The organism is Micrococcus sp. KRD077 (genome assembly GCF_017168505.1).
Lineage (GTDB): Bacteria > Actinomycetota > Actinomycetes > Actinomycetales > Micrococcaceae > Micrococcus > Micrococcus luteus.
In genome coordinates, this window is the sequence record NZ_JABFAZ010000032.1 from 102,517 (window position 1) to 126,423 (window position 23,907).

At 72.4% G+C, this 23,907-nt stretch carries 21 protein-coding genes; 13 read left to right on the forward strand and 8 right to left on the reverse strand.

Annotation, left to right across the window (positions count from 1 at the left end):
* Window positions 1–31 precede the first annotated feature (31 nt).
* Complete coding sequence (locus J1M39_RS08280; RefSeq protein ID WP_002857917.1) at window positions 32–760, forward strand: FadR/GntR family transcriptional regulator; 729 nt, start codon at window positions 32–34, stop codon at window positions 758–760.
* A 55-nt stretch (window positions 761–815) separates the two neighbouring features.
* On the opposite strand, the gene J1M39_RS08285 is transcribed toward J1M39_RS08280, so the two are convergent.
* Window positions 816–1,313, reverse strand: a complete 498-nt coding sequence (locus J1M39_RS08285; RefSeq protein WP_078026223.1) for a DUF456 domain-containing protein — start codon at window positions 1,311–1,313, stop codon at window positions 816–818.
* A gap of 104 nt (window positions 1,314–1,417) precedes the next feature.
* Here J1M39_RS08285 and ald point away from each other — a divergent pair, with 104 nt between their 5' ends.
* Window positions 1,418–2,560, forward strand: a complete 1,143-nt coding sequence (ald, locus tag J1M39_RS08290; RefSeq protein WP_078026222.1) for an alanine dehydrogenase — start codon at window positions 1,418–1,420, stop codon at window positions 2,558–2,560.
* Window positions 2,561–2,596: 36 nt separating this feature from the next.
* On the opposite strand, the gene pdxT is transcribed toward ald, so the two are convergent.
* The 4 genes from pdxT to J1M39_RS08310 all read right to left on the reverse strand — a co-directional run bounded on the left by pdxT (window position 2,597) and on the right by J1M39_RS08310 (window position 5,668).
* Window positions 2,597–3,229 carry a pyridoxal 5'-phosphate synthase glutaminase subunit PdxT gene (gene pdxT / locus J1M39_RS08295; protein ID WP_181743471.1) on the reverse strand — a complete coding sequence of 211 codons (633 nt, stop codon included), beginning with the start codon at window positions 3,227–3,229 and terminating at the stop codon, window positions 2,597–2,599.
* Window positions 3,226–4,170 (reverse strand): pyridoxal 5'-phosphate synthase lyase subunit PdxS, encoded by a 945-nt coding sequence (gene pdxS / locus J1M39_RS08300; RefSeq protein WP_036313496.1) that lies wholly within the window; start codon window positions 4,168–4,170, stop codon window positions 3,226–3,228. The genes pdxT and pdxS overlap by 4 nt, the downstream gene beginning before the upstream one ends.
* A gap of 115 nt (window positions 4,171–4,285) precedes the next feature.
* The gene (locus tag J1M39_RS08305) at window positions 4,286–4,771 is read right to left on the reverse strand and encodes a DedA family protein (protein WP_041102620.1); all 486 of its coding nucleotides are present in this window, start codon (window positions 4,769–4,771) and stop codon (window positions 4,286–4,288) included.
* A 51-nt stretch (window positions 4,772–4,822) separates the two neighbouring features.
* On the reverse strand, window positions 4,823–5,668 hold the full coding sequence (locus J1M39_RS08310) for an HpcH/HpaI aldolase/citrate lyase family protein (protein ID WP_078026220.1): 846 nt from the start codon (window positions 5,666–5,668) through the stop codon (window positions 4,823–4,825).
* A 158-nt stretch (window positions 5,669–5,826) separates the two neighbouring features.
* On the opposite strand from J1M39_RS08310, the gene J1M39_RS08315 reads away from it, so the two are divergent.
* Together J1M39_RS08315 and J1M39_RS08320 are read left to right on the forward strand one after the other, a co-directional pair.
* Window positions 5,827–6,561, forward strand: a complete 735-nt coding sequence (locus J1M39_RS08315; protein WP_063188608.1) for a GerMN domain-containing protein — start codon at window positions 5,827–5,829, stop codon at window positions 6,559–6,561.
* A 72-nt stretch (window positions 6,562–6,633) separates the two neighbouring features.
* Window positions 6,634–7,860 (forward strand): aminotransferase-like domain-containing protein, encoded by a 1,227-nt coding sequence (locus tag J1M39_RS08320; protein WP_063188611.1) that lies wholly within the window; start codon window positions 6,634–6,636, stop codon window positions 7,858–7,860.
* A gap of 697 nt (window positions 7,861–8,557) precedes the next feature.
* On the opposite strand, the gene J1M39_RS08325 is transcribed toward J1M39_RS08320, so the two are convergent.
* Window positions 8,558–9,682: a ParA family protein gene (locus J1M39_RS08325; protein WP_082836627.1), complete on the reverse strand. Its 1,125-nt coding sequence runs from the start codon at window positions 9,680–9,682 to the stop codon at window positions 8,558–8,560.
* 151 nt (window positions 9,683–9,833) lie between these two features.
* Here J1M39_RS08325 and J1M39_RS08330 point away from each other — a divergent pair, with 151 nt between their 5' ends.
* The 8 genes from J1M39_RS08330 to J1M39_RS08365 all read left to right on the forward strand — a co-directional run bounded on the left by J1M39_RS08330 (window position 9,834) and on the right by J1M39_RS08365 (window position 20,198).
* A complete protein-coding gene (locus J1M39_RS08330; RefSeq protein WP_063188613.1) occupies window positions 9,834–11,432 on the forward strand; it encodes a fumarylacetoacetate hydrolase family protein in 1,599 nt (532 codons plus the stop codon).
* 2 nt (window positions 11,433–11,434) lie between these two features.
* Window positions 11,435–12,136, forward strand: a complete 702-nt coding sequence (locus J1M39_RS08335) for a GntR family transcriptional regulator (protein ID WP_063188614.1) — start codon at window positions 11,435–11,437, stop codon at window positions 12,134–12,136.
* An 83-nt stretch (window positions 12,137–12,219) separates the two neighbouring features.
* A complete protein-coding gene (hpaE, locus tag J1M39_RS08340; RefSeq protein ID WP_063188616.1) occupies window positions 12,220–13,764 on the forward strand; it encodes a 5-carboxymethyl-2-hydroxymuconate semialdehyde dehydrogenase in 1,545 nt (514 codons plus the stop codon).
* A 262-nt stretch (window positions 13,765–14,026) separates the two neighbouring features.
* Window positions 14,027–15,193 carry a 3,4-dihydroxyphenylacetate 2,3-dioxygenase gene (hpaD, locus tag J1M39_RS08345; RefSeq protein ID WP_063188618.1) on the forward strand — a complete coding sequence of 389 codons (1,167 nt, stop codon included), beginning with the start codon at window positions 14,027–14,029 and terminating at the stop codon, window positions 15,191–15,193.
* A 394-nt stretch (window positions 15,194–15,587) separates the two neighbouring features.
* On the forward strand, window positions 15,588–16,373 hold the full coding sequence (locus J1M39_RS08350; RefSeq protein ID WP_063188620.1) for a fumarylacetoacetate hydrolase family protein: 786 nt from the start codon (window positions 15,588–15,590) through the stop codon (window positions 16,371–16,373).
* A 132-nt stretch (window positions 16,374–16,505) separates the two neighbouring features.
* The gene (locus J1M39_RS08355) at window positions 16,506–17,369 is read left to right on the forward strand and encodes an HpcH/HpaI aldolase family protein (protein ID WP_274607830.1); all 864 of its coding nucleotides are present in this window, start codon (window positions 16,506–16,508) and stop codon (window positions 17,367–17,369) included.
* A gap of 209 nt (window positions 17,370–17,578) precedes the next feature.
* Window positions 17,579–18,529 (forward strand): hypothetical protein, encoded by a 951-nt coding sequence (locus tag J1M39_RS08360; protein WP_166437489.1) that lies wholly within the window; start codon window positions 17,579–17,581, stop codon window positions 18,527–18,529.
* A gap of 172 nt (window positions 18,530–18,701) precedes the next feature.
* A complete protein-coding gene (locus tag J1M39_RS08365) occupies window positions 18,702–20,198 on the forward strand; it encodes a protein adenylyltransferase SelO (RefSeq protein ID WP_206496666.1) in 1,497 nt (498 codons plus the stop codon).
* 27 nt (window positions 20,199–20,225) lie between these two features.
* On the opposite strand, the gene J1M39_RS08370 is transcribed toward J1M39_RS08365, so the two are convergent.
* Together J1M39_RS08370 and J1M39_RS08375 are read right to left on the reverse strand one after the other, a co-directional pair.
* Window positions 20,226–21,515 (reverse strand): NAD(P)/FAD-dependent oxidoreductase, encoded by a 1,290-nt coding sequence (locus J1M39_RS08370; protein ID WP_206496667.1) that lies wholly within the window; start codon window positions 21,513–21,515, stop codon window positions 20,226–20,228.
* Window positions 21,512–21,841 carry a bifunctional 3-phenylpropionate/cinnamic acid dioxygenase ferredoxin subunit gene (locus J1M39_RS08375; protein WP_002857882.1) on the reverse strand — a complete coding sequence of 110 codons (330 nt, stop codon included), beginning with the start codon at window positions 21,839–21,841 and terminating at the stop codon, window positions 21,512–21,514. The genes J1M39_RS08370 and J1M39_RS08375 overlap by 4 nt, the downstream gene beginning before the upstream one ends.
* A 321-nt stretch (window positions 21,842–22,162) precedes the next feature.
* Between J1M39_RS08375 and J1M39_RS08380 the strand changes: the two genes are divergently transcribed.
* On the forward strand, window positions 22,163–23,907 hold a 1,745-nt coding region (locus J1M39_RS08380; RefSeq protein WP_206496674.1), incomplete at its 3' end, for a LysM peptidoglycan-binding domain-containing protein.

The window sequence follows — 23,907 nt, forward strand, 5'->3', positions numbered from 1 at the left end:
TCGCCGCCCCGCCCCCTCGGAAGGTCCGTCCATGACCGCTGCCCCCGCCTACACCATCGTGCTCGACTGGCTCGAGGCCGAGCTGCGCTCCGGCGCCGTGGTCGTGGGGGACAAGCTGCCCGGCGAACGCACCCTGGCCGAACGCTTCGGGATCTCCCGGGCGTCCGTGCGGGAGGCCACCCGGATGCTCGAGGCCATGGGCCTGATCCGCGCCAGCGCCGGCTCCGGGCCGAACTCGGGGGCCGTCGTCGTCTCCGAGCCGTCCGCGGCGCTGGGCTGGGCGCTGCGCCTGCACATCGCCACCCGGTCCCTGCCGATGGCCGACGTCGTCGCCGCGCGCGTGCTCCTCGAGACCGATGCGGCGCAGGCGGCCGCCGCCACCTCCGGCGACCCCGAGAGCGTCGCCGTCCTGGCCGAGGTGGAAACCCTGCTGGACCGGATGGACGACCCCGCGCTGCCGGAAGAGGACTTCCACCTGCTCGACACCGAGTTCCATGTGCGGCTGGCCACCCTGGGCGGGAACGTCGTGACGGCGATGATGCTGGACTCCCTGCGCCAGGCGACCATCGGCTACGTGACCGAGACCGTGGCCGGGCTGTCCGACTGGCCCGCCGTGCGCGCCGGCCTGCAGGCCGACCATCGGCGGATCCTCGCCGCCTCCGCCGCCGGGGACGGCCGGGCGGCCGCGCAGGAGCTGCGGGAGCACGTCCTCGGCTTCGCCGCCCTCGCCCAGGCCGGCAGGGTGCCCGCCGGCGGCTGAGCCGGCGAAGGGTCCGGCGCGCGCGGGGTCCCGCCGGACGGACGGCTCCGGCGGTTCAGGCGGTGAGGCCGTGCACCAGGGCGCCCACGCCCACGGCGGTCAGCGAGCCCAGCGCGCAGCAGAACTCCACGAGCATGCCCACACCCATGGCCGTGAGCGCGCCGATCGAGCTGCTCAGGGCGGCCCGGGCGTCCCGGGTGCGGGCCCACTGGGAGGCGAACAGGCCGACGGCGAAGCCGAGGAACAGACCCACCACCGGGATCACGAAGAACCCGACGGCGGCGCCGGCCACCCCCCACAGGATCGGGCCGCGGGTGACGCGTTCACGTCGCAGCCGTCGGCCGGTCAGCACCGCGGACGCGCTCAGCCCCGCCACGGCGAGACCGGCCGCGATGACGCCGAACGTCCAGGACGCGGGGGAGCCCAGCAGCGCGGCCCAGCCGAGAGCCGTCACGAGGTTGAGCAGCGAGCCGGGCAGGACGGGATACACGGTGCCCACCAGCCCCACCAGGAGCAGGAGCACGGCCACGAGGGAGATCAGCGCGGGAGTCACCGCACCAGTATGACGGGACGGGCACCGCGGTGACGGCGGCACCGCGACCGCGCAGCGGCCCCCGCGCCCTCGCTGGAACGTGCCGGATGGGCTAGATTCGCCGCATGTTGGTCGCCGTGCCCACCGAAGTGAAGAACAACGAGTTCCGTGTGGCCCTGACGCAGGGCGGGGTCCAGGAGCTGGTGCGAGCGGGCCACCAGGTCCTCGTGCAGTCGGGGGCCGGCGCCGGCTCCGGCGCCTCGGACCAGGACTACCGCGACGCCGGCGCCGAGCTGGTCGACGACGTCGACGAGCTCTGGGAGCGCGCCGAGCTGGTCCTCAAGGTCAAGGAGCCGCAGCCGGAGGAGTACGGCCGCCTGCGCCGCGGCCAGGTCCTCTTCACCTACCTGCACCTGGCCGCCTCCCCCGCGTGCACGCGGGCGATCCTGGACGCCGGCACGACGGCGATCGCCTACGAGACGGTCACCCGCGGCCGCTCCCTGCCGCTGCTGGCCCCCATGAGCCAGGTGGCCGGCCGCCTGGCCCCCGCCGCGGGCGCCTACCACCTCCTCCAGCCGCAGGGCGGCTCGGGTGTGCTGATGGGCGGCGTGCCCGGCACCCGCCGCGCCCGGGTGGCCGTGATCGGCGGAGGTGTGGCCGGCGAGGCGGCGGCCGTGATCGCCGCGGGCATGGGCGCGGACGTGACCGTCCTGGACATCTCCCTCGAGCGGCTCGCGCAGCTGGACGCCGTCCACCAGGGCCGGATCCGCACGCTGGCCTCGTCCCACCTGAACATCGGTGAGACCGTGGCGGACGCGGACCTCGTGATCGGCTCCGTGCTGATCCCCGGCGCCGCGGCCCCGAAGCTGGTGACCGCCGAGATGGTGGAGTCCATGCGGCCCGGCTCGGTGCTGGTGGACATCGCGATCGACCAGGGCGGCTGCTTCGAGAACTCGCGGGCCACCACCCACCAGGACCCGACGTACCTCGTGGGGGACAAGATCTACTACTGCGTCTCCAACATGCCCGGCGCCGTGCCCCAGACCTCCACCTCGGCCCTGACCAACGCGACGCTGCCCTACATCAAGCGCATCGCCGACCTCGGATGGCGCGCCGCGCTGGCCGCGGACGAGGGCTTCGCCGGGGGCCTCAACGCGCACGACGGCGTCCTCACCCTGCCCTCCGTCGCCACGGCCGTGGCCGACGAGCTCGGCCTGGACCCCCGGAAGGACGTCCGCGTCACCTCCGAGGTGCTCGCGGAGGCCTGAGCCCCGCGCCCGTCGCGCGCGGGGCAGGCCGGCCGCTCAGAGCCCCGCGAGGAACGCCCGGTGGAAGGACCAGTCGCCGGTCACCTCGGGGTGGAAGGCCGTGGCGAGCAGGTGGCCCTGCCGCACGGCCACGGGCAGCCGCGCGTCGCCGTCGAGCCCCGGGTCCGCCGCGGGCACGGACAGACGCGACGCCGGCACGCTCGCCAGGACCTCGACGCCCTCCCCCGCCTGGAGGACGGCGGGGGCGCGGATGAACACGGCGTGCACCGGCTCCGCCGCGACCGCGGGGATGTCCAGGTCCTCCTCGAACGAGTCGACCTGCGCGCCGAACGCATTGCGCCGCACGGCCACGTCCAGCACGCCGAGCCCGCCCTGATCCGGCGCCGGGTTGCGGATCTCGCGGGCCAGCATGATCAGCCCCGCGCACGTGCCGTAGGCGGGCAGCCCGTCGCGGAGGGCGGCGATGAGCGGGTCCCTCATCCCCATGATCCGGGCGAGGCGGTCCATCACGGAGGACTCGCCGCCGGGCAGCACGATGCCGTCCAGACCCTCGAGGTCCGCGGGGCGGCGCACCGGGCGCGTGCGCGCGCCGAGGGACTCGAGCACGTGCACGTGCTCCCGCACGTCGCCCTGGAGGGCGAGCACGCCGACGGTCTTCTGTGGACTCACCAGCCGCGCTCGGCCAGGCGGTGCGGGGCGGGCAGGTCGCCCACGTTGATGCCCACCATGGCCTCGCCCAGGCCGCGGGAGGCCTCGGCGACCGCCATCGGGTCGTCGAACTGGGCGGTGGCCTTGACGATGGCGCGGGCACGCTCGGCCGGGTTGCCGGACTTGAAGATGCCGGAGCCCACGAACACGCCGTCGGCGCCCATCTGCATCATCAGGGCCGCGTCGGCCGGGGTGGCCACGCCGCCGGCGGTGAACATCACGACGGGCAGGGCGCCGGTCTCGGCGACCTCGCGCACCAGTTCGTACGGCGCCTGCAGCTCCTTCGCGGCCACGTACAGCTCGTCCTGGGCCAGGCCCTGGAGCTGGGCGATCTCCTTGCGGATGGTGCGGATGTGCTTCACGGCCTCGGAGACGTCGCCGGTGCCGGCCTCGCCCTTGGACCGGATCATGGCCGCGCCCTCGGTGATGCGGCGCAGGGCCTCGCCGAGGTTGGTGGCGCCGCACACGAAGGGCACGTCGAAGTCCCACTTGTCGATGTGGTTCACGTAGTCCGCCGGGGAGAGCACCTCGGACTCGTCGATGAAGTCCACCTTGAGCGCCTGCAGCACCTGGGCCTCCACGAAGTGGCCGATGCGCGCCTTGGCCATCACGGGGATGGACACGGCTTCGACGATGCCGTCGATCAGGTCGGGGTCGGACATGCGGGCCACGCCGCCCTGGGCGCGGATGTCGGCTGGGACCCGCTCGAGCGCCATGACGGCCACGGCGCCGGCGTCCTCGGCGATGCGCGCCTGCTCCGCGTTGACGACGTCCATGATCACGCCGCCCTTCATCATGTCCGCCAGGCCGCGCTTGACGCGGGTCGTGCCGGTGCCGCGGGCGCCGTCGTCGGCGGCGGAGGCGGTGGAGGCGGAGAAGCTGCGGGCGCGCTCGTCGCTCATGGTGGTCCTTCCGAAGGGGTGGCGGCCCCGGCCGCGGGGCGGCTGGCCGGGGCGAAGACGCGGTCAACTCTAGTCCCCCGGCGGCGAAGCCCGGCCCGCGTCACGGACGACGACGTCACCCGGCCCCGTGCCGGCGCAGCGTGCGGCGTCGGCGCCAGACGACGAACGCGGCCACGGCCGCGAGGATCAGCACGAGGGCGAGGACGCCCCGGCCCTCTCCGAGCGCCGCGCCGATGACGGCCCAGACCACGGCCATCCCGACGGTCCCGTACACCACGCCCCACAGGAACGTGCCGAGCGCGGCCGCCGGCAGGAACCGGCGCCAGGGCATGCGGGCGACGCCGGCGGAGCCGATCACCGCCGTCTGGATGCCCACCGTGAGGTAGCAGAATGGGATGGCCCACACCCCGTGGCGCTGGATGAAGCGCTGGGCTCGGACATAGACGGGCCCCTCCATCACGCGGGCGAACCAGCGGGTCCGCTCGACGCCGGAGGCCAGCCCCCGCCCGAGCGAGAACACGATCAGGGTGCGCAGGATCGCCAGCATCCAGAAGAACCCGATGGACCACAGCAGCGGCAGCCCGTCGATCCACGCCATCATGGGCGGAGCCACCCGTCGGTGCGGGGACTCATGCGCGCGCCCCGGCCGTGCTCACGCGTTCCAGAGCCCGTACGAGTCCGCGAGGTCCGCGATCTTCTGGGCGCGCAGCACGCGGGGCAGGTACGAGCCGTCGCCGACGGCGGCGCCCTGCGCGTGCTTCTCGAGCAGGTCGCGGGCCCACGCGAGCTCGTCCTCGGACGGGGACATCGCCCGGTTGACCCAGTCCACCTGATCCCGGTTCAGGACGAGGCGGCCGGTCATGCCCATCGAGGCGGTGACGGCGCTGGACTCGATGACCGCGTCCTCACCGTCCGTGTTGCCGGGCGGTCCGTCGATCGCCCCGGGCAGACCGCCCACGCGGGAGGCGATCACCATGCGGGAGCGGGCGTAGGCCATGGCCAGCGGGTCCTCGCCGACGCCGACGTCCTTGCGGAAGTCGTTCACGCCGAAGGCGAGACGGAACGTGCCCGGCGCCTTGGCCACGGCCGTGGCGTTCTCGATGCCCAGGGCGGACTCCAGCAGGGCGATCACCGGGGTGCCGGCGCGCAGCCGCATGGCGGTGAACGTGACCTGCTCCGGCTCCTTGGTCTCGGCCAGCACGACGCCGCGCACGCCGTCGAGGCCCGCGAGCGCCTCGAGGTCCCGCTGCCAGTGGTCCGTGGAGGTCGCGGAGATGCGCACCCACGCCGTCATGCCGCCGGAGAGGGCGTCCACGACGTGCCGGCGGGCCGCGTCCTTCTGCTCCTCCGGCACGGCGGCCTCGAGGTCGAAGATGACGGAGTCGGCCTCGGAGGCCAGGGCGGGGGCGAACGCGTCGGGGGTGGCCGCGTTGACCAGCAGCCAGGAGCGGCTGAGCTTGGCGGGCAGGGCGGCGGCGCGACGGTTCCTCACGGGCATGGCCTCCAGCCTAGCCCGCCGCGGCCGTCCGCCCGCGGGCCCCTTCCCACCCGTGGGAGGCCTCACACCCGCTCGCGGCGGGCGAGGCGGACGGCCGTAGCATGGAGGGGCCGTCGGCCCGTCCGACGCCGCCGAGCCCCGACCGCCAGGAGTACCCGATGCGCCCGCCCTCCCCTCCCCGCGCCCTGCGGCTCATGGGTGCCGTGGCCGCCGCGTGCCTGCTGGCCGGCTGCGCGGTCGACCCCGGCCTGGCCGAGGACTCGGCGTCCGACGACGGCGTGCCCCTGCCCGCGACGGAGGGGTACCAGCCGCTGACGGTCTACCTCGCCGTCGCGGAGACGGAGGCGGTCCCGGGGACGAGCGGCCGGCCCTTCGGCTGCGGCGACCTGCTGGTTCCCGTGCAGACCGTGCCGACGGACACCGAGGACGAGGCGGACGCCGCGCTGGACTTCCTGTTCGCGGACGAGCAGGGCTGGCACGGCGACCCGTCGCTGTGGAACGCCGTGTTCGACGCGCGCGAGACCCTCACCCCGACCGGGCACCGCCGCGAGGGCGACGTGGAGATCTTCACCTTCACCGGCACCGTGACGCCGGAGGACGACTGCACGGCCGAGCGGATCCGCGCCCAGCTGCAGGCGACCGCCGCCGCCTTCACGTCAGCGGGACAGGTCCGGCTCGAGGTGGACGGCCGGGACCTCGACGACGTGTTGGGGCTCGAGCCGCTCCGCCTCGGCGAGTCCGTGGACGTCCCGCAGGGGGAGCCCACGCCGAGTGGGGAGCCGAGCGACGGATCCGGCGGGCAGACGTGGGCGCCGGAGGGCGAGTCGTCCTGGGGTCCCGCCGAGCCGACCCAGGGCACGTGGTCCCCCGCCCAGGAGCCGAGCGCCCCCTGACCGCGCGACCCGCCGTCGTCGCCCGTCATCGGACCTTCGGGCACGGCCGCGCCGTGCTATAGGGTGCCGAGCGTGCGGAACCTCCGAGATCACCTGTCCCAGCGCGCCGTCGGCGTGAAGCAGTCCGCGGTCCGCGACGTCTTCGACATCGCGATGGACCCGAACCTCATCTCGCTCGCGGGCGGGAACCCGTGGCTCGCCGACCTGCCCCTCGACGAGCTGGGCCGGATCGCCTCCGACCTGATGACCCGGTTCGGCACGGAGTCCCTGCAGTACGGCCCGGGCCAGGGCACCGAGGAGATGCGTGCCGCCGCGACCGCCGTGATGGCCGCCGACGGCATCCCGGACGCGGATCCCGAGCTCGTGGTCATCACCCCCGGCTCGCAGGCCGCGATCGACACCGCCTGCCGGGCGTTCGCGAACCCGGGCGACGTCGTCGTGGTGGAGGACCCCACATTCGTGGGCGCGTTGACCACCTTCACCACCTGGCAGCTCGAGGCCGTGGCCACGGGCACCGACGACCACGGCCTCGTGCCCGCGGCCCTCGACGAGACCCTGACCCGCCTGGCCGCCGAGGGCCGCCGCGTGGCCTTCCTCTACACGATCCCCTCGTTCGCGAACCCCTCGGGCGCCCTGCTGCCCCCGGGCCGCCGCGCCGAGGTGGGCGCGATCTGCGAGAAGCACGGCGTGCTCATCGTGGAGGACAACCCGTACGGGCAGATCGCGTTCGACGGCGAGCCCGTCGCCCCGATCGCCGCCGACCACCGGGACAACGTGGTCCACCTCGGCACGATGTCCAAGATCTTCTCCCCGGGCGTGCGCATCGGCTGGGCGCTCGTGCCGGCCGCGCTCAAGCGCGAGTTCTACCTGTGCGCGGAGTCGGCCTACATCCACGCGTCCACGTACTCGCAGATGCTCTCCACCGCCTTCGTCACGCAGCTGGACTGGCAGGGCCACGTCCGCCACGTGACCGGGCTGTACCGCGAGCGGGCCGGGGCGCTCGTGGACGCGGTGCGTGAGCACTGGGACCCAGGGGTCGAGTTCATCACCCCGCAGGGCGGCTTCTTCCTGTGGGCCACCCTGCCGACCGGGGTGGACACCCTCGAGGTGATGCACCGCGGCATCGAGGCGGGCGCGGTGTTCGTGCCGGGGGCGGCCTTCACCCCCGTCGAGGGCACGCACTCCACCCTGCGCCTGGCGTACTCGTTCGTGGACGCCGAGAAGCTCGTGGAGGGCGTGCGGCGCCTGGCCCCGGCGGTGAACGAGTCGATCGCCCGGGCGAGCACAGGTCGGCAGTAGTGTCAGCGTTCGTCTCCGCAATCACCCTTCGCCCACAAGGGCGGACTGGTGAGCGATGCTTCTACCTCGAGAACGACGGACTCTACAAGAACTGACGCCTTTTGAACCGTCGATGATTTCATCGGCCTCGCATTGCCCCATGCACCTAGATCGCCCGTGTGCGCAATGGAATTTCGCCGTTCCACAGCCAGTTCCAAACCCTCCTGGGCTTCACGCGCTCCCCCCAGGGAGGACCGTTGCGCAACTCGGCCCCAAAGATTCTGCCGTTCGAGGGCTGTGACCCCATGAAATCCAATTATCTGATCAACAGCAACCGGCCTATTGAGTGTCACAGCCGTAAAGTCTGCATGAACTAACTCAAAAATTTCGGCCGACGAACGGGAAGTCGCAATCTTCGCGACCCGACTGCGCCGGGCGCCCAGACCGCAGACCAAATCATTGTACCGGCTCAAGCTTCGTGAGCCTGAGCTACGTTCCCGGATAATCCAATCAACCGCCAGGTCCTTCCCGAGGGTGGTCAGGTAGACTTCGATGCCAGCAAAGACAACTCCGTAGAGACCGCGTCCGTAGAGACCGCGCAGAAGAGCTTGCGTCGCAACCGGATCATCACTCCTATCCGCATGACGAAGGGCCTCATTGAGACCCCCCGTAATGACTCTAAATCCAGAAAGGGCTCTAGACTCGCGCTCCATCAGCATCACGCTATTCCCGTGAGAGACTGGACCTTCCGCGCGAATTCACTGAAAACCTGATTCGACTCTTCAACTTGATCAAGACTGTTGTCGAGCGATCTGCCCTTTAGACCAATCTGTTCTTTCGTAAGAGCGAAAGTCGGAACTCCATAAAGCTGCGACTTGGGCCGCAAGCTATTAAATTCACGCACCTGGGCTAGGGTGTAGTCCGGAAGCATACCTGCGTCACGATAATTTTCCTCGGCGAATAGAAGGCCGGCTGCCCCCAAGGCGGGCACCAACTCATCCCGGCACTCCGCGATAACATTGTCAATCCACGCGCGGAACGCCCTCGCAGGCTTTTTCTTGTAGATTACATATCGCGAGATTACGATCCCACCGAATTTGAACTTAGGCTCAGGGAACGGATATGTAGCCGCCTGAATCTGTGGGCGATGTGACAACTCCAGCGCGGCAGCCTTCCACGACGGGAGGATTGATTTGAGGGAAGACAGGGCCATCTGACTAAAATAGTCGGGAGAACAGGGAATTATAACCTGATCACTAATTGCAACAATATTCTGGTTGATAGCGCCAAGGCTAGGACTCACATCCACGATAAGATAGTCAGCCCCGAGCGCCTCTCCCGTACGTGTCAGCAGGGCATAAATGGCGCCCGGCAGATTCCTCTGTGAGCCCAAGGAGCCCTGTAGCGAGTGAGCAAGCGCGAGATCTGACTCAAAACTCGCGAAGTCCAGACTACCCGGAAGAAGAAACAGGTTTTCATTGCCAGAAACTCGACGGCATTCGACCGGCCGCAAGGGGACCGGCTCTGAGTTAAATACAGGCGCCAGGGCGCTGTAGATATTCTCGTCCTTTACCTCTTCCCAGAACTTAACGGTCTTCTTCTGGAATTCGACAAATTCTCCGGGCGCACCCGAGGCCAACCCGACTTCGTCGTCGCTTGAATCATCCTCAACATCAGGAGGCGTCAAGCCCATGGCGAGCCCCGTGAGATTGCACTGCGAATCAGCATCGACCAGAAGGACTCTTGCACCACCCTCCGCCAATTTCCATCCCAGATGGAACGCGTTGGTCGTTTTGGCAACGCCGCCCTTATGGTTAAAGAACGTTATGATCTCCACTTCCACCCTCCTGTGCTTTCGCCGTGATCCTTAACATACACCGCTCAGGCGGCGGCGTGATAGCTCTTCATGGAGCACTCCCCCTGGCGCTGCCGTCGGTGTTTGCCGGACGTGCGACCTCTTCCCCGGGCCCGCAAGATCGTATACGATCTCGACCATGACGCAGAGCACACCGGAGCCCACGCCCACCGTCACCGAGCACGACTTCACCGTCCGGGAGAACCGGCCGGGCAAGGTGCTCGCCGTCCACCTGAACTACCCCTCCCGCATCGCCCAGCGGGGCCGGTCCCCGCAGGCCCCCGGCTACTTCCTCAAGGCCGGCACCTCCATCGCCCGCAGCGGCGACACGATCGAGCGCCCCGCCGGCACCGAGCTGCTCACCTACGAGGGCGAGATCGCGCTGATCATCGGCCGCGCCGCCCGGCGGGTCAGCCCGGAGGAGGGCTGGTCGCACGTCTCCGGCATCACCGCCGCCAACGACTGGGGCCTCTACGACCTCCGCCACGCGGACAAGGGCTCCAACGTCAAGAACAAGTCCGGCGACGGCTACACCCCACTCGGCCCCGCGGTGATCTCCGCCGCGGGCCTGGACCCGGCCGCCCTGCGCGTGCGCACCTGGGTCAACGGCGAGATCGTCCAGGACGACACCACCGAGGGCCTCGTCTTCCCGTTCGGCCGGCTCGTGGCCGACCTCTCGCAGCTCATGACGCTCGAGGAGGGCGACGTCATCCTCACCGGCACCCCCGCCGGATCCTCCGTGGCCCGGCCGGGCGACGTCGTCGAGGTGGAGGTGGACGCCCCCAGCGCCCCCGGCGCCCCGACCACCGGCCGCCTGGTGACGACGGTCGTCGACTCGGAGCACGCCCTGGCCCCGTTCGGCGCGCAGCCGCAGGTGGACGACGTGCAGCGCGAGGAGGCCTGGGGCTCCCGCGAGGCCGCCGGCCTGGCCCCGCAGGCCGCGGCGCCGTCGTCGTCGGCGGTGGACGAGAACGGCCACTGGGTCGCGAGCGCCCCGCAGCCGGACCGCTCCCTGCTGACCCCGGAGCTGCGCGCCAAGATCGACGCCACCGCGGTGGCCACCCTCACCGCCCAGCTGCAGAAGCGCGGCGTCCAGAACGCGACCATCGACGGCCCGCGCCCGGTCCACCGGGGTCGGCGCGTCCTCGGCTACGCGAAGACCCTGCGCTACATCCCCAAGCGCGAGGACCTGGCCAAGGAGTTCGGCGGCGGCTTCAACGCCCAGAAGCGGGCCATCGATTCGGTGCAACCGGACGACGTGGTGGTCATGGAGGCCCGTGGCGAGCACGGCACCGGCACCCTCGGGGACGTCCTGGCCCTGCGCGCCCAGGTGAACGGCGCGAACGCCGTGATCACGGACGGCGGCATCCGCGACTCCGCCGCCGTCGCCGAGGTCGGCCTCCAGGTGTACGCCGGCGCCACGCACCCGGCGGTGCTGGGCCGCCGTCACATCCCCTGGGAGGTCGGCGGCACCATCGCCTGCGGCGGCACCACCGTGCAGCCCGGCGACATCATCGTCGGCGACGACGACGGTGTGGTGGTCATCCCGCCGTCCCTGCTCCAGGAGGTCGTGGACGACGCCTACGAGCAGGAGCTCCAGGACGCCTGGGCGTACGAGCAGGTCAAGGCCGGCTACCCGGTGGACGGGATGTTCCCCCCGAACGCCGAGTGGAAGGCCAAGTTCGCCGAGTACCGCAAGACCCTGCCGGACGCCCCGGCCCCGGAGGGCGACGCCTGAGCATGCGCCGCACGGACATCGGAACGGTCGGCCTCGCAGGAGCCCCCGTCTCCAAGGCGGACCGCGCCTACCAGGCGATCCTCGAGGGGATCCGGGACCAGCGCCACGAGCCGGGCGACCGGCTGGTGCTGTCCCAGATCGCCGCGGAGCTGGGCATGTCCGTGGTGCCCGTGCGGGAGGCGATCCGCCGCCTGCAGTCCGAGAAGCTGGTGGCCTACGAGCGCAACGTGGGCGCCACCGTGGTGGGCATCGACCCAGTCGAGTACCGCCACACCATGGAGACGCTGGCGCTGGTGGAGGGGTTCTCCACCGCCCAGTGCGCCCCGCACGTGACCGCCGAGGACCTCGCGGCGGCCCGCGAGGTGAACGCGACCATGCGCGCGATGACGGAGTCGGAGAAGGCCTGGGACCCGGTGGCGTTCACCGAGCTCAACCGCCGCTTCCACTCGATCCTGTTCGAGCATCACCAGAACGAGCACGTGCACGACCTGGTGCACCGCGGCTGGAACCGCCTGGCCGCGCTGCGCTCCTCCACGTTCGCGTACGTGCCCGGTCGGGCGGTGGCCTCCGTGGACGAGCACGAGCACCTGCTGCGCCTGATCGAGGACGGGGCGCGCTTCGAGGAGATCGAGGCCGCCGCCCGCGCCCACCGCCTGAACACCCTGCACGCCTACCTGGAGCACAGCGCCGAGCCGTCCGCGTGACCGCCGGCCGGACCGGCGCCGACGCCGGCTGCTCCAAGCCCCGATCATCAGACCCACCCGAAGAACTCAGTGAAAGAGACACCATGACGGAGAAGACCAGCATCGAGGCCCGCAAGCCCGAGGGCCTGCCCGACGTCCTGCGCCACTACATCGACGGCGAGTTCGTTGACTCGATCGACGGCGACACCTTCGAGGTGCTCGACCCGGTGACCAACGAGCCGTACCTGACGGCCGCCTCCGGCAAGGCCGCGGACATCGACCGCGCCGTCGCCGCCGCCAAGCGGGCCTTCGAGTCCGGCGAATGGTCCCAGGCCCTGCCGCGCCAGCGCTCCCGCGTGCTGCACGCGATCGCCGACATCATGGAGACCCGCGGCGACCAGCTGGCCGAGATGGAGTGCTTCGACACCGGCCTGCCGATCAAGCAGGCGAGGGGCCAGGCCGCCCGCGCCGCCGAGAACTTCCGCTTCTTCGCGGACCTGATCGTGGCCCAGCACGACGACACCTTCAAGGTGCCGGGCCGCCAGATCAACTACGTGAACCGCAAGCCGATCGGCGTCGCCGGCCTGATCACCCCGTGGAACACCCCGTTCATGCTGGAGTCCTGGAAGCTGGCCCCGGCCATCGCCACCGGCAACTCGGTGGTCCTGAAGCCGGCGGAGTTCACCCCGCTCTCGGCCTCCCTGTGGGGCGACATCTTCGAGGAGGCCGGCCTGCCGAAGGGTGTGTTCAACATGGTGCACGGCTTCGGTGAGGAGGGCTACGCGGGCGACCCGCTCGTGAAGCACCCGGACGTGCCGCTGATCTCCTTCACCGGCGAGTCCCGCACCGGCCAGATCATCTTCGCCAACGCCGCCCCGCACCTGAAGGGCCTGTCCATGGAGCTCGGCGGCAAGTCCCCGGCCGTGGTGTTCGAGGATGCGGACCTGGACGCGGCGATCGACGCGACCATCTTCGGCGTGTTCTCCCTGAACGGCGAGCGCTGCACCGCAGGCTCCCGCATCCTGGTCCAGCGTTCCGTCTACGACGAGTTCGTGGAGCGCTACGCCGCCCAGGCCTCCCGCGTGAAGGTCGGCCTGCCGGACGACGAGACCACCGAGGTCGGCGCCATCGTGCACCCGGAGCACTTCGAGAAGGTCATGTCCTACGTGGAGATCGGCAAGACCGAGGCCCGCCTGGTGGCCGGCGGCGGCCGCCCGGAGGGCTTCCCCGAGGGCAACTTCGTGCAGCCCACCGTGTTCGCGGACGTGGCCCCGGACGCCCGGATCTTCCAGGAGGAGATCTTCGGCCCGGTCGTGGCCATCACCCCCTTCGACACGGAGGAGGAGGCCCTGCAGCTGGCCAACAACACCAAGTACGGTCTGGCCGCCTACATCTGGACCAACGACCTCAAGCGCGCCCACAACGTCGCGCAGAACGTGGAGGCCGGCATGGTGTGGCTGAACTCCAACAATGTGCGGGACCTGCGCACCCCGTTCGGCGGGGTGAAGGCCTCCGGCCTGGGCCACGAGGGCGGCTACCGCTCGATCGACTTCTACACCGACCAGCAGGCCGTGCACATCAACCTCGGCGAGGTCCACAACCCGGTGTTCGGCAAGCAGGAGCAGGCCGCGGCGAAGATCGACGGCTGACCCCGCGCTGACCGGCGACCACGACCGCGCCCGCACCGTCCCCGCGACGGTGCGGGCGACGTCGTCGTGGTGGGGCCGGGCCGGGCCTCTCCCCCGGCCCACCGACGCGGGTTGAGTTGTCGCGGGTGCAGGCGCCCCGGTCCCGCGACAACTCAACCCGCGTTCCTCGACCGCCTTCCCGTCGGCCGCGCGGATCGTATACGATCGAGCCCGTGACCGTGTCCCAGGCCACAGCGCACCGCCCCCTCACCAAGGAGCACCGATGACCAACCTCGAGAGCCGCCAGAAGACCTCCTCCGGCTTCTTCGTCACCAAGGAAGCCCCCATCGACCCGGAGAACCCCCTCCCCACCCCGACGTCCGAGGCGCCGGACATCCTGCGCTGCGCCTCGATGGAGCTCGTGGTCACGGACCTCGCCGCCTCCCGCGAGTTCTACGTGGACGTGCTCGGCCTCGTGGTCACCGAGGAGGACGAGGAGACCGTCTACCTGCGCTCCATGGAGGAGTTCATCCACCACAACCTGGTGCTGCGCCAGGGCGAGACCGCCGCCGTGGCCGCGTTCTCCTACCGCGTGCGCACCCCCGAGGACCTGGACAAGGCGGTCGCCTTCTACGAGGAGCTGGGCTGCCGTGTCGAGCGCCGGAGGGACGGCTTCGTCAAGGGCGTCGGCGACTCCGTGCGCGTCGAGGACCCGCTGGGCTTCCCCTACGAGTTCTTCCACGACGTCGAGCACGTGGAGCGCCTGGCCTGGCGCTATGACCTCTACACCCCGGGCGCCCTGGTCCGCCTGGACCACTTCAATCAGGTGACCCCGGATGTGCCGCGCGCCGCCCGCTACATGCAGGACCTGGGCTTCCGCATCACCGAAGACATCCAGGACGAGAACGGCACCGTCTACGCCGCGTGGATGCGCCGCAAGCCCACCGTGCACGACACCGCCATGACCGGCGGCGACGGCCCCCGGATGCACCACGTGTGCTTCGCCACGCACGAGAAGCACAACATCCTGGCGATCTGCGACAAGCTCGGCGCCCTGCGCATGTCCGACCACATCGAGCGCGGCCCGGGACGCCACGGCGTCTCCAACGCGTTCTACCTCTACCTGCGCGACCCGGACGGCCACCGCGTGGAGGTCTACACCCAGGACTACTACACCGGCGACCCGGACAACCCCGTGGTCACCTGGGACGTGCACGACAACCAGCGTCGCGACTGGTGGGGCACCCCGGTCGTGCCGTCCTGGTACACCGACGCCTCCCGCGTACTGGACCTCGACGGCAACCTGCAGCCGCTGGTCTCCCGCACCGACGACTCGGAGATGGCCGTGACCATCGGCGCCGACGGCTTCTCCTACACCCGCGAGGGGCAGGGCGAGGAGTCCATGCCGGAGTGGAAGCAGGGCGAGTACAAGCTCGGCAACCAGCTCTGACGGCACTGCCGGGCGCCGCTTCGGGACACCACGACGACGGCGGGCACCCAACGCAGGTGCCCGCCGTCGGCGTCCGCCCTCCCTGCCATCCTCCGCGTCTCCCCGCCCCACGCCGTTCGAGGCGGAAAATCCACCTCATTCGAGCCGGGAGGGCCAGTTTGAGCTCGATTTCCCGCCTCAAAGCGTGGGGAGCAGGGGTGTCCCGCCTCGCAGACGGGCGTCGGGGGGCTGGCCTGGCTCACGGTGCACCGCCGCAAGCCCGGGCTGGGCATCGGGACGCGCGCCCCGGACTGATCCGGGGCGGTGACAGGATGGCGACGGGGCCGGGGGCCGAGCCGCGTAATCGTATACGATCAAGGCCAGGCCCCTGCCCGTCGTCGTGAAGGAGACCGCTGTGCTGGACCACGAGACCCACCTCAAGATCGCCGACGAGCTGCACCGCGCGGGCATCGACCGCGTGCCCGTGCCGCGGCTGACCGCGCGCTACCCGGAGATGGAGATCGAGGACTCGTACGCCATCCAGCGCATCTGGGCCGAGCGTCAGGTCGAGGCGGGCCGCCGCAAGGTGGGCCACAAGATCGGCCTGACCTCCAAGGCCATGCAGGACGCGACCGGGATCGACGAACCGGACTACGGCGTGATCTTCGACGACCAGGTGTTCGAGTCCGGCCACGTGTACGAGTGGAAGAAGTACACCCACCCCCGCATCGAGATGGAGCTGGCGTTCGTGCTGCGGGACGAGCTGCGCGGGCCCGGTCTGAACCTGATGGACGTGCTGCGCGCCACCGAGTACGTGGTGCCCGCGCTGGAGGTGCTGGACTCGCGCATCGAGATGGCCGGCCGCACCATCACGGACACCATCTCGGACAACGCCGCCCTGGGCTCCCTGGTGATCGGCGGCCGCCCCGTGGGCGTGCACGACGTGGACCTGCGCTGGGTCTCCGGCATCCTCTCCCGCAACGAGGAGATCATCGAGACCGGCGTGGCCGCGGGCGTGCTGAACCACCCGGCCAACGGCGTGCACTGGCTGGCCAACCGCATCGCCGGGCACGGAGACGCGCTCGAAGCCGGTGAGATCGTGCTCGCCGGCTCCTTCACCCGCCCGATGTGGGTGTACCAGGGCGACACCGTCTACGCCGACTACGGCCCGCTCGGCACCATCACCTGCCGCTTCGCCTGAGCCGGCCGCCGTCGTCGCCCCGCCCGCCTGCCCGCAACGCGGGTTGACCTATCACCAGTACGACCCCGCTCCACCCGCGACAACTCAACCCGCGTCGGGTGGAGGGCGCGGAGAACCCCGGAGGAACGTCCCATGCCCGTCCGCCACAACCCGCAGCCGCTGTTCCGCGACCTCTTCACGCCCGAGGCCGTCGCCGCCCGTGGGGGCCGCCCCGCCGCCGGCATGTTCCTCTCCTCCGGGGACCCGACGACGGCGGAGATCTGCGCCGGCGCGGGCCTCGACTACCTGCTCATCGACGCCGAGCATGCCCCGCTGACCCTGCAGGACGTCCTCACCCAGCTGCGCACGATCGCCGGCTACCGCGTGCCCACCCTGGTGCGCGTGCCGGCGCTGGACACCGTGGCCATCAAGCAGTTCCTGGACCTGGGCGCCCAGACGCTGCTGGTGCCCATGGTCGACGACGCCGCGATGGCCCGCCGCGCCGTGGCCGCCGCCCGCTACCCGGACGGCTCCGCCGAGGGCGGGGTGCGCGGCGTGGGCTCCGCCCTGGCACGCTCGGGCCGCTGGAACCGGATCCCCGGCTACCTGCCCGGCGCGGCGGACCACGTCTCCGTGATCGTGCAGATCGAGACGGCCGCGGGCGTGCGCAACGCCGAGGAGATCGCGGCAGTGGACGGGATCGACGGCGTCTTCATCGGCCCCTCGGACCTCTCCGCGTCCCTGGGCCTGCTCGGCCAGCAGTCGCACCCGGAGGTGGTGGCCGCGGTCGAGGAGGTCATCACGAGGGTCAAGGCCGCCGGGAAGATCGTGGGCGTCAACGCGTTCGTGCCCGCGCAGGCCGACGCCTACGCCGCCGCCGGCGCGGACTACGTCAACGTGGGCGCCGACGTCGCCCTGCTGGCCCGCGCCGCGGAGGCCCTCGCCGACCGCTGGTGCCCGGCACCGACCGACGCCGTGGGCTCGGACGGGCAGGGCGGGCCCCGCGCGTCGTACTGACCTGGTCATCCCCTCACTTCGGGGCGCGAAATCCACCTCAAGAGCGCCCGATCCCGGCCCATGACGTGGATTTCCCGCCTCGAATGGCTCGAGGCCGGCGCCCCGGGGGACGCCACCGCCTCCTGCACAACCGCGCCGGGCCCGCTCGTGCATCCCCAGGCCCCCGCTCGTCCGTCTCGGGACGCGGAGCGACGGGGCACGCTCGCCGCATGCCCCGTCGTCCCGCCCCGCTGCCGCCGTCGATCGACCCCGCCGCCTTCACGGTCGACGACGCGCGCCGGGCGGGTGTGACGTGGTCCCGACTGCAGTCCTCAGACCTGCGGCGGCTGCGCCACGGCATCTACGGGCCGGCCGGCCCTGCGGCGGCCTCCGTCCGTGAGTGGACGATGGACGAGGTCCGCGCGTACCAGCGGCGCCACCCCGGCGTCGTCGTCAGCCATGAGACCGCCGCCCGCCTGCACGGCCTGACCGTGCCCGCACGGCTGCTGGCCCCCGGTGCGGTGCACGTCAGCGTCGGCACCTCGGGCGGCCGGCCGGTCCAGGCGGGTCTGGTGCCGCACCGCATCGAGGTGCCGGAGGGACAGCGGATGACGCGGGGCGGCGTGCTCGTGACGACGCCGGCCCGCACGCTGTGGGACCTGTGCGCGGCACGGTCGGCGCTCACCGAGCGGGACGTCGTCGCCGCCGGTGACGCGCTGCTCTACCCGCCGTGGCTGCCCGGCGGCGGACGCGGGGCTCCCGCCTACACCCCGGAGGAGCTCGTCCGATCGCTGGCCGAACGGGGACGTTTCCAGGGGCGAGGACTGGCCCGGGCGGCGCTGGCGAGGATGCGCGTGGGGGCGGATTCGCCGCGCGAGACACGTCTGCGGCTGGCGCTCGTCGATGCCGGGCTGCCGGAGCCCGAGGTGCAGTGCCGGCTGGACCCGTCAGACCGCCGCGCTCCGACGGTCGACCTCGGGTATCGGCCGTGGCGCCTCGCGTTGCAATACGAGGGCGAGCACCACCGCTCCGCCGAGCAGCAGGCCCGGGACGTGCTGCGCGACCGCTGGTGCGCCGACCGCGACTGGCTCTCGATCAAGGTCATGTGGGCCGACGCCCGGGACGACTACGCGGACGTCGTCGCCCGGGTGCGGCGCCGGGCGGCCGCGTTCGGTGGGTGACCCGGTGAGATCCACGGTCACCGCAGTCCGCCACGGCCCCCCGTTTCGAGGCGGGAAATCCAGGTCAAAGCGCTCTGGTCCACGCCCGTGGGGTCGATTTCCCGCCTCTAAAGGACGGGCCCGGTGGGAGTCGGCCCGTGAACACCCGGCCTCCCCCACGTAGCGTGGCCCCATGACCGCGTCCGTTCCCGCCCTGAGCTCGCATTTCGCCGACACCTTCCCGGAGCTCGCCCTGCCCTGGCAGGCCCAGGCCACGGACGGCCCGCAGCTCGTCCTGCTCAACGCCGGCCTCGCGGCGGAGCTCGGCCTCGACGCCGAGTGGCTCGCCACCGACGACGGCGTCTCCTTCCTCACCGGCGAGCAGCCCGGCCCGGGCGCGCGGCCGGTCGCGCAGGCGTACGCGGGCCACCAGTTCGGCCACTACTCTCCCCGCCTGGGTGACGGGCGCGCCCTCCTCCTCGGCGAGCTCACGGCTCCGGACGGTCGGCTCCACGACCTGCATCTCAAGGGCTCCGGTCGCACGCCCTTCGCGCGCGGCAACGCCGACGGGCAGGCCGTGCTCGGCCCCATGCTCCGCGAGTACGTGGTCTCCGAGGCGATGCACGCCCTCGGCGTGCCGACCACGCGGGCGCTGGCCGTCGTCGGCACGGGCCACCCGGTCCGCCGCGAGACCGTGCTGCCGGGTGCGGTGCTGGCCCGGACGGCCGCGTCGCACCTGCGCGTCGGCACGGCCCAGTACGCCGCGGCCCTCCCCGAGCAGGCGCACCCCACGGAGGTGCTGCGCCGGATCGTCGACGAGGCCATCGCCCGCCACCACCCGCACGCCACCGACGCCGAGCACCCCGCGCTCGCGCTCTACGAGGCGGTGATCGCCGCGCAGGCCGAGCTCATCTCCCGCTGGATGCTCGTCGGCTTCGTGCACGGTGTGATGAACACGGACAACATGACCCTGTCCGGCGAGACCATCGACTACGGCCCCTGCGCGTTCATCGACGCCTTCGACCCGGCCGCGAGCTTCTCCTCGATCGACACCCAGGGCCGGTACGCGTACGGCAACCAGGGGCCCATCGCCGCGTGGAACCTCGCCCGGCTCGGCGAGGCCCTCGTGCCCGTGCTCGACGACGACCCCGACCGCGCCGTCGCACTCGCCCAGGAGGCGCTGGGCAGGTTCCACGGCGCCCATCTCGCGGCGTGGCGGGGCGGACTGCGGGACAAGCTCGGCCTCCCGGCATCGGTGGCGGAGGACGACGTCGCCGCGCTCACCGACCGCCTGTTCCCGTGGCTGGCCGCGGCGCGGACCGACTGGACCTCGTTCTGGGTGCGGCTGGCCGAGCACACGGCGGCGCCCGTGGACGACGACGCGGCGCGCACCGAAGCGGCACGACTCGTCCCCGGCGCCCCGGACCCCGCGGGGCTCGCCGCCTGGCTCGCGGACTGGCGGGCGATGGGTCCCGATCCGGCCCGCATGCGCGCGGTGAACCCCGTCTACATCCCGCGGAACCACCTGCTCGACGAGGCCCTGACGGCCGCGGAGGGCGGGGACCTCGCCCCGGTCCACCGGCTGCTCGAGGCCGTCACGGATCCCTTCACCCCGCGCCCCGGGTTCGAGCGGTACGCGGAGCCGGGTCCGGCGGACGGGGCCCCGTTCGTCACCTACTGCGGCACCTGACCGCTTTCGTTGACGAAACGGGCGCCCTCACCCCCGCGCCAGCGACTTCACCGGCACGGCCGGGTCCGCGAGCGCGGCAGGGTCCACCACGATCCCCCGGTCGATGATGCGCCGGGCGGCCTTGACGGTCATGGGGTCGTCAATCGACGCGGCCCCGCGCAGGGTCCCGTCCGCGGCCAGCGCGAAGCTCGCCACCACGACGCCGCGCACTTCGCGATCCACGATCCGCCCACCGGCCGGCACCGTCATGTCCCCCACGGCCTCCACGTGTGCGTCGTACCGGTCGGACCAGAACCACGGGGCGCCCGGGGCGTCCGCCTGCTCCCCCAGGAGCGCCGCCGCGGCGGCCGCACCGGACCGCAGGGCCGGCTCCCAGTGCCGCGACGGCGCCCACGCGGACTCCCGGGCGCGCGCGGCGTCACCCACGGCCAGGATCCCGGGCACGGCCGTGCGGCCCATCGCGTCCGTGAGCACGCCGTCGGCCACCTCCAGCCCGGCGTCCTCGGCGAGGGCGGTGTCCGGCACGGTGCCTCCGGCCAGCACCACGACGTCGGCGTCCACGGTCCGCCCGTCGTGGAGGTGGAGCCGGTGGGCGGCCGGCAGCGCGGCGCCGCCGTCGGCGTCCCGGTGCTCGATCCAGGCCGCCCGGCCGACCTCGACCGCGACGCCGTGCTCGGCGTGCATCCGGTGCAGGCGCGCGGCCAGCGCCGGCCCGACCGCCGCGCGAGCCGGGGCGTCCGTCCCGGTCACGAGCGTCACCGCGGCGAGCGAGCGACGCGCCGCGGCCGCAACCTCCGCTCCCGTGAAGCCGCCGCCCACGACCGCCACCTCGGCCCCGAACGTCAGGCGGTCGCGCAGGGCCTCGGCGTCGGAGCGGGTGCGCAGGGTGATCAGGTCCGGGTGGTCGGCGCCGGCGACGTCGAGGGCCCGGGGTCGCCCGCCCGTGGCGAGCACGACCGCGTCCGCCTCCAGGACCCGCCCGGAGGCCGTCTCCACCCGGTGGGGCGCGGGGCCGCCGTCGGGGTGGACGCCGCCCGGCACCACCCGGACCGCCTCGTCCTCCACCAGCTCCACCCCGTGCTCGGCGAACCACGTCGGCGGGGCGAGCAGCAGGCGGTGCGCGTCCGCGTCGCCGGTCAGGAACTCCTTGCTCAGGGGCGGCCGGTCATAGGGCACGCCCTGCGGGTCCACGAGGGCGATCCCGCCCGCGAAACCGCGGCGCCGCAGCTCGCGGACCACGGCGAAGCCCGCGACGCCGCCGCCCACCACCACGACCGAGCCGGGCACGCCCGCCGGGGCGTCGACGTCGTGGCTCATGCGCCGGGGACGAGGTAGAGCTGGCCCTCGCGCTCCTCGACGCGGTGCACGCCGACGCCCTTGGTGGCGGGCAGGCAGAGCGCCTCGCCGGTGCGCAGGCAGAACTGCGCGGCGTGCAGGGGGCACTCCACGCGGTCGTCCTCGAGCCAGCCCTCGGCCAGCGAGGCGTCCTCGTGGGTGCACGTGTCGTCGATCGCGTGGAACTCGCCCGCGTCCGTGTGGAACACCGCGACGTCGTCCCTCGTCCCCGCCGTCGCCGCCGGGACGACGATCGCCTCGCCCTCCGGGACGTCCGCCGCCGCGCCGATGTGGATCGGCTCCGCCATGGTCTGCCTCCTCTGGTTCCCGGGCCGGGCGGCCCGTGGTGGTCTCCCGTCACCGTATCCCCCGGCGCGGACCCGACACCCCTCCGCTGTGCTCCGCCCCGGTGCCACACCGCGCCCACCTGTGAATGGGTGAACCGGACATCACGGGGGCGTGAAATCACCCGACAAGCCTTCGAAAAATGTTCCCGGGAATGGTCGATCACGCTACGATCACGACGGCTCTCCGGCCCTCATCCCGCCCTCACCACGTCACCGACCCGGGAAAGCGACACGGCCCGCGCCTGTCGTTCCTCGGGCACTCCACCTTCCGAAGGCATCCGCATGAAGATTCTCCCGCCGCGCTCCGCCGCGTCCCCCCGCCCGCTCGCGCCCGCCGTCGCGGTCGCCGCGCTCTCCGTCCTCGTCGGCGGCCTGCTCCCGCAGCCGCCGTCCGCGACCACGGAGGGCGCCCCCGACGTGCGCCCGCTCGACGACGCCGCCCGCGCCACGACCGTCGGCGCGGCCGCGACCCCCGCGTCGGCCGCTCCCGTCGAGGGCGCCGGCGTCGCGACCGTCCCGCAGGAGGGCGAGAACCTCGTCCCGGCCGAGGAGGCTCCGGCCGGCGTCGTGCTCGGCGAGCCCGTAGTGGACCGCCCGTTCACGGTGGCCGCCGCCGTGTGGGACACCGCGGCGGACGACGCCGTCGAGCGCGTGGAGATCCGCGTGCGTCAGGACGGGGCCTGGGGCCCGTGGCAGGTCCTGGATCGGCCCGTCCTGCCCGAGGACGCCGCCCCCGCGCGCACCGGCACGGACCCGTTCGTCGCGTTCGGCGCGGACGGCGCCCAGCTGCGCGTGACCACCGCCGACGGCGCAGCCCCGGCCGGCCTCGAGCTGTCCCTCATCGACCCGGGCACGGCCGCCACGGACGAGACCGTCGCGAGCGCGCACCCGGCGGTGACCGCCGAGCAGGCCGCGGAGACGGCCGGCCTGCCGCGGGGCGTGAAGTCGAGCGCCGTCGTCGGGGGCGCCGCACCCGCCGAGGCCCGCACCGTGGCCACGGCCTCGGATGCGCGCGCGAAGATCCTCCCGGACGTGATCACCCGCGCGCAGTGGGGCGCGGACGAGTCCTGGGCCGAGTCCTCCCCGCAGTTCGACCAGGTGCGCGCGCTGACCATCCACCACACGGCCGGCACGAACGACTACTCGCGCGCCCAGGCCGTGGAGCAGATGCGCGGCATCTACGCGTACTACACGAGGACCCTCGGCTGGGGCGACTTCCCGTACCACCTGATCACGGACCGCTTCGGCAACATCTACGAGGGCCGCCGCGGCGCCCTGGACTCGAACCCGCTGGGCACGCACGCGGGCGGGTTCAACCGGGGCACGATGGGCATCTCCACGATGGGCAACTACGACGTGGTCGCCCCGTCCGAGGAGGTGGTGGACGCGATGGCCCGCGCCACCGCCTACTACCTGTACCGCGACGGCATCGACGCGCGGGGCCGAGTCACCCTGACCTCGGGCGGCAGCACGAAGTACGCCGCGGGCACGCCCGTCACCGTGGACACGATCTTCCCGCACCGGGCCACGTCCGCGACCGCGTGCCCGGGGCAGCACCTGATGGCCCGCTTCGACGACCTGCGGGACCGCGCCGAGGCCATCGCGACGGCGGCCGGCCAGCCGCCGGCACCGGCCACCCCGGCTCCGACGCCGGCCCCGACGACCGAGCCGTCGACCGCCGGCACGTACACGGTGCAGCCGAACGACGGCTGGTGGACCATCGCCCGCCGCACCGGCGTGCCCGCGGCCACCCTCCAGGAGCTCAACGGCATGACCGAGTCGACCGTGCTCCACCCGGGCATGGTGCTGCGCACCGTCGCCGACCCGACCGCCCCGGAGCCCACCCCGATCACCACCGGCACCTACACGGTGCAGCCGAACGACGGCTGGTGGGTCATCGCCCGACGGACCGGCGTGTCCGCCGCGGAGCTCCAGCGGCTCAACGGCATAACGGCGTCGACCGTCCTGCACCCGGGGATGGTGCTCATCACGGCCGCCACGGCGCCGGCCGCCACGCCCACGCCCGC